The organism is Corallococcus sp. CA047B (assembly GCF_003612065.1).
GTDB classification, from domain to species: domain Bacteria; phylum Myxococcota; class Myxococcia; order Myxococcales; family Myxococcaceae; genus Corallococcus; species Corallococcus praedator.
Window position 1 is genome coordinate 1 of the sequence record NZ_RAWD01000500.1, and the last position, 4,615, is coordinate 4,615.

Consider the following 4,615-nt stretch of genomic DNA (forward strand, 5'->3'; position numbering starts at 1 on the left):
GGGCGGGAACCCACCGATGACGAAGCCGGACAAAATCACGGACAAGGTCCGCCTCCAGGATGCCCAGACGCTGGCGCAGGGGTACTCCCCCGCCATCCGCGCGATGGAGATCGCCTCCATCGTGTCGTTCGTCGCGCTGGAGGGCGTGCTCGCCTACAAGCTCTGGAGCACCCACCACACCGGCCCGTGGCTGCTGACGCTGGCGGTGGTGCTGGGCTACCTGGCCGCGGACTTCGTGTCCGGGTTCGTCCACTGGATGGGCGACACGTGGGGCTCCACGGAGATGCCCGTGCTGGGCAAGGCGTTCATCCGCCCCTTCCGTGAGCACCACGTCGATGAGAAGGCCATCACCCGCCACGACTTCGTGGAGACCAACGGCAACAACTGCCTCGTGTCGCTGCCGGTGGCGGCGCTCGCGGTGGCCGTGCCGCTCAACGGTCCGGGCTGGGTGTTCCTGGCCGCGTTCCTGGGCGCGATGATCTTCTGGGTGATGGCGACCAACCAGTTCCACAAGTGGTCGCACCTGGACCAGCCGCCCGCCCTCATCCACTTCCTGCAGCGCGTGCACCTCATCCTGCCGCCGGACCACCACCGCATCCACCACACCGCGCCCTTCAACCAGTACTACTGCATCACCGTGGGCTGGATGAACCGGCCGCTGCGGATGATCCACTTCTTCCCGCTGATGGAGCGGCTCATCACCTTCGTCACCGGCCAGCTTCCGCGCCAGGACGACATCGGCACCGAGGCCGCCCAGGCGCTCGTCGCCGTGGACGACGCCACGCAGGTGCCCGTGCTCCAGGCGGCCAAGGAGCTGCTCAAGGCCTCCGCCGAGGAGCCCGCGGCCACCGTCTCCAGCCGCCCCGTGCCCTGAAAGTCGCTGGAAGCCCAAGGGGGCCCGGAAGCCGAAGGGCCCCTCCCGCTCGCGACTAGAAGCGCAGGTCCACCTGCTCCGCGGAAGGAATGGGGCGCCCCAGGAAGCGGGCCCCCACCTCCACGAAGCGCTCCGGCACGTCGGTGACGAAGTACGCGTGCTCCGGCGCCGTGGAGACCTCCGGCGCCAGCAGTCCCCGGGCGCCCAGCAGCTCCGCCACGGCCTCCGCGGTGGCCTCCGCCGAGTCCACCAGCGACACGTGCGGCCCCACGACCTCGGCGATGACGCCCTTGAGCAGCGGGTAGTGGGTGCAGCCCAGCACCAGCGTGTCCACGCCGTCGTGCGCGAAGCCGGCCAGGTACTCCTTCGCCACCAGCAAGGGCACGTCGCCCGTGGTCCACCCCTCTTCCGCCAGGGGCACGAAGAGCGGACACGCCTTCGCCTTCACCGCCACCTGGGGGCTCCCGGCTTCCAGCGCCCGCTGGTAGGCGCCCGAGCGGATGGTGCCCGGCGTGCCGATGACGCCCACCCCGCCGCCCCGCGTCTGGCGCAGCGCCGCGCGCGCGCCCGGCTCGATGACGCCCAGCACCGGCACCGGCAGCGCGGCGGACAGCGCGGGCAGCGCCGCGGCGGAGGCCGTGTTGCACGCCACCACCAGGAGCTTGATGCCGCGCTCCATCAGGAACTCCGCGTTCTTCAGCGAGTAGCGCGTCACCACCTCGCCGGACTTGGTGCCGTAGGGCACGCGCGCCGTGTCCCCCAGGTAGACCGTTCGCTCGTGGGGGAGCCGCGCCATGAGCGCCTTGAGGACCGTGAGGCCTCCGATGCCGGAGTCGAACACGCCGATGGGACCGTGGCTGTCTTGCCGCATGGGGGGTGTCCCTATCACGTTTGATGCCAACGGCCCGGCCTGGAGCCTGGGGCCCCCGAACGCACGAAGGGCCGGAAGCCCGGAGGCCTCCGACCCTTGCGTGTTCCCCTGCCTGGAGGGCGCGCCTACCTCACGCGGTAGAGCGGCGCGTCCAGGGCATCGTTCGCGCCCGGGAAGTCGTGGGCGAAGACGTCATAGGGGGCCAGGTCCGACCGGGACTCGTAGTAGCGACCGCCCGAACCCGACGCCTTGAAGGACACGAAGTAGCGGCCCGGGCGGAGGAACTCGAAGACGGCCGGAGACTCGTTGCAGGAGAACCACTGCCCCTCATCGCCGTAGACCCACAGGCCCGTGTAGACGTCCTTGAAGTTGATGCCCACCTCGGTGACGCCCGCCTGCGAGCAGCTCAGCGAGTACGGGTTGCCGGACTCGTAGAACTTCCAGCCCACTGCGGCCCCGCCGATGGCATACGTCTCCGCCGTGACGGACACCGGCGCGCCGTTCACCGACGTGAAGGCACCGCCGTAGTAGTAGACGGGCAGGCCGTCGCGATCCAGGGCCACCACCTCCAGGTAGTGCTGCCCGGGCGCCAGGTTCGGGGTGCTCACCGAGTTGCCCTCGCTGCCCTCGTAGCAATCGAAGTTCACCCACTCGCCCTCGTCCACGCGGGCATCCACGGAGACGACGCCCGCCTGCCCGCAGGTGGGATACTGGCTGCCCACCTCCGTCGGGAACAGCCAGTTGACGTAGGCGAAGGAGGTGCCCTGCCCGCCGTTCGGCGCGAGGTCGATGTTCACCGACACATCGCCGTCCACCCGGAAGGTGCCGCTGTACGAGTAGCGGGCCACGTTGTTGTAGTCCACGCCCACCGCGCTGAAGGAGTACACGCCCGGCGCGAAGTCGTGGAGGATGATGCCGTCGAAGCCGTTGGCCTGGCAGGGATACTCGCCGCCGTTCTCGAGCAGCTCGCCGTCGATGGTGATGTCGACGCCCTGGATGTTTCGCGCCTCGTCGCAGCGGGCACCGGCGAAGGTCCACATCAGCCGGACGTCACCGGGGTAGCGGGGGCTGTTGTCTTCGATGACGCAGCCGGAGGAGAAAGCAGCGAGGCAGAGGAATGGGGCGAGCAGTCTCGCGTTCATGGTGGGCATCCGTGTTTCGGGCGGTTTGAGGTCGTCGGCCTGAACAACCTTCCAGACGACCGACCCGGGGAATTATTCAGTCCCGTCCAAAGCAACCGGGCACTGACGGCGGGTTTGACCCACCTGCGCGGTGGATGTTACGCGCTGAACCCCATGATACCCCACCTGCCCCTGGCCTTTGGCGCCATGAACTACGTGGAGATCATCCGCGACGCGTCGTTCATCGAGCTCGCGGTGCTCCTGCTCCTCATGTCGGTGTCCGTGGCCTCCTGGGCCCTCATCGCCATGAAGTTCACCCAGTTGTCCCGCGCCCGCTCCCAGTCACTTACCTTTCTCGACACGTTCTGGAAGGCGTCCCGGCTGGAGGCCATCTACCAGTCCGCCCAGAAGCTGGAGGGCTCGCCGCTGTCGAAGGTGTTCTGCGCGGGCTACGAGGAGCTGAGCAAGCTGGCGCAGACGGGCAAGGAGGGCGGCGCCGAGGACGCGATGAGCGCGAAGCTGGGCGGCATCGAGAACGTGGAGCGCGCGCTCAACCGCGCGGCCACGGCGCAGATCACCGAGTTGGAGAACCGCGTGTCCTTCCTGGGCACGGTGGGCGCCGCTTCCCCGTTCGTGGGCCTGTTCGGCACGGTGATTGGCATCCTGAGCGCGTTCAACCAGATCGCTGAACAGGGCAACGCGACGCTGGCCACGGTGGCCGCTCCGGTGGGCAACGCGCTGTTCGCCACGGCGGCGGGCCTGTTCGCGGCCATCCCGGCGGTGGTCGCCTACAACTCGTTCGTCAGCCGCATCAAGGTGTTCGACACGGAGATGTCCAACTTCTCCGCGGACTTCCTCAACATCATCAAGCGGCACTTCTTCCGCTAGGCACAAGGGGACACACCCATGGGCATGGGCGGCGGAAAAGGCGGCGGTGGCCGTACCACCATGAGCGAGATCAACGTCACGCCCATGGTGGACGTGATGCTGGTGCTGCTCATCATCTTCATGGTGACGGCGCCCCTCATCCAGCAGGGCGTGAAGGTGAACCTCCCGGAGACCAAGGCCACCCCGGTGGAGGCGACGGAGAAGAAGGTCGTGCTCTCCATCGACGCGGGGAAGAAGGTCTACATCGGGGACGCGGAGGTGCCCCTGGAGGAGCTGGAGACCAAGCTGGCCGCCAACGCCAAGGCGCAGGCGGACAAGGAGGTCTACCTGCACGCGGACCGGGACGTGCCCTACGGCGTGGTGGTGGAGGTGATGGCCGCCGCCCAGCGCGCGGGCATCAAGAATGTGGGGATGATCACGGACCCTTCCACCGGCAACAAGGCGTCCAACACCGGGAACAAGACGCCCACGGCCGGTGGTGGCAAGGGCAAGCCGAAGGAAGCGAAGCGCTAGCGCATGGACTCCGCGGTGACCCACAGCCTGCTCGTGGCCCGGCCCACGAAGCTGTCGCGCTTCGTCGTCTTCTCCGTGGGTGGCCACCTCGCGGTGCTGGTGGCCGCCGTCCTCTACGCGCGCTTCACGTCCACGCCGAAGATGGACCTGGACCAGAAGCCCATCAACGCGTCGCTGGTGCGCCTGGGCAAGCCGCGCGACCCGAAGCTCTTGCCCCGCAAGGAGCAGGCCCAGCCTCCGCCCAAGGAGGTCGCGGCGAAGCCGGTGCCCACGCCTCCCTCGCAGGAGCCGGTGCCGGCGCCCTCCCCCAACGCGGTGGCGGTGCCCGGCGCGAAGCCCGCCCCGGCC

At 68.7% G+C, this 4,615-nt stretch carries 5 protein-coding genes and 1 pseudogene; 4 read left to right on the forward strand and 2 right to left on the reverse strand.

Features of this window, described 5'->3' with window-relative positions; all coding sequences use genetic code 11:
* Positions 1–16: 16 nt before the first annotated feature.
* Positions 17–874, forward strand: a complete 858-nt coding sequence (gene carF, locus D7X74_RS39820; RefSeq protein WP_120538158.1) for a plasmanylethanolamine desaturase — start codon at positions 17–19, stop codon at positions 872–874.
* A 55-nt stretch (positions 875–929) separates the two neighbouring features.
* Here the strand turns inward: carF and murI are convergent, their stop codons facing one another.
* Positions 930–1,745: a glutamate racemase gene (murI, locus tag D7X74_RS39825; RefSeq protein WP_120538159.1), complete on the reverse strand. Its 816-nt coding sequence runs from the start codon at positions 1,743–1,745 to the stop codon at positions 930–932.
* Positions 1,746–1,870: 125 nt separating this feature from the next.
* The gene (locus D7X74_RS39830) at positions 1,871–2,887 is read right to left on the reverse strand and encodes a hypothetical protein (protein ID WP_120538162.1); all 1,017 of its coding nucleotides are present in this window, start codon (positions 2,885–2,887) and stop codon (positions 1,871–1,873) included.
* Positions 2,888–3,040: 153 nt separating this feature from the next.
* Here D7X74_RS39830 and D7X74_RS39835 point away from each other — a divergent pair, with 153 nt between their 5' ends.
* The 3 genes and pseudogenes from D7X74_RS39835 to D7X74_RS39845 all read left to right on the forward strand — a co-directional run.
* Complete coding sequence (locus D7X74_RS39835; RefSeq protein WP_120538160.1) at positions 3,041–3,754, forward strand: MotA/TolQ/ExbB proton channel family protein; 714 nt, start codon at positions 3,041–3,043, stop codon at positions 3,752–3,754.
* Positions 3,755–3,772: 18 nt separating this feature from the next.
* Positions 3,773–4,267, forward strand: a complete 495-nt coding sequence (gene tolR / locus D7X74_RS39840; RefSeq protein WP_120538161.1) for a protein TolR — start codon at positions 3,773–3,775, stop codon at positions 4,265–4,267.
* Between the two features lie 3 nt (positions 4,268–4,270).
* Positions 4,271–4,615: pseudogene (locus D7X74_RS39845) on the forward strand (energy transducer TonB); the annotation flags it as partial.

Coding starts and splice junctions, on each gene's coding strand:
- D7X74_RS39835 (WP_120538160.1), top strand. CDS start 3,041: ATGATACCCCACCTGCCCCTGGCCTTTGGCGCCATGAACTACGTGGAG.
- tolR (WP_120538161.1), top strand. CDS start 3,773: ATGGGCATGGGCGGCGGAAAAGGCGGCGGTGGCCGTACCACCATGAGC.
- carF (WP_120538158.1), top strand. CDS start 17: ATGACGAAGCCGGACAAAATCACGGACAAGGTCCGCCTCCAGGATGCC.
- D7X74_RS39830 (WP_120538162.1), bottom strand. CDS start 2,887: ATGAACGCGAGACTGCTCGCCCCATTCCTCTGCCTCGCTGCTTTCTCC.
- murI (WP_120538159.1), bottom strand. CDS start 1,745: ATGCGGCAAGACAGCCACGGTCCCATCGGCGTGTTCGACTCCGGCATC.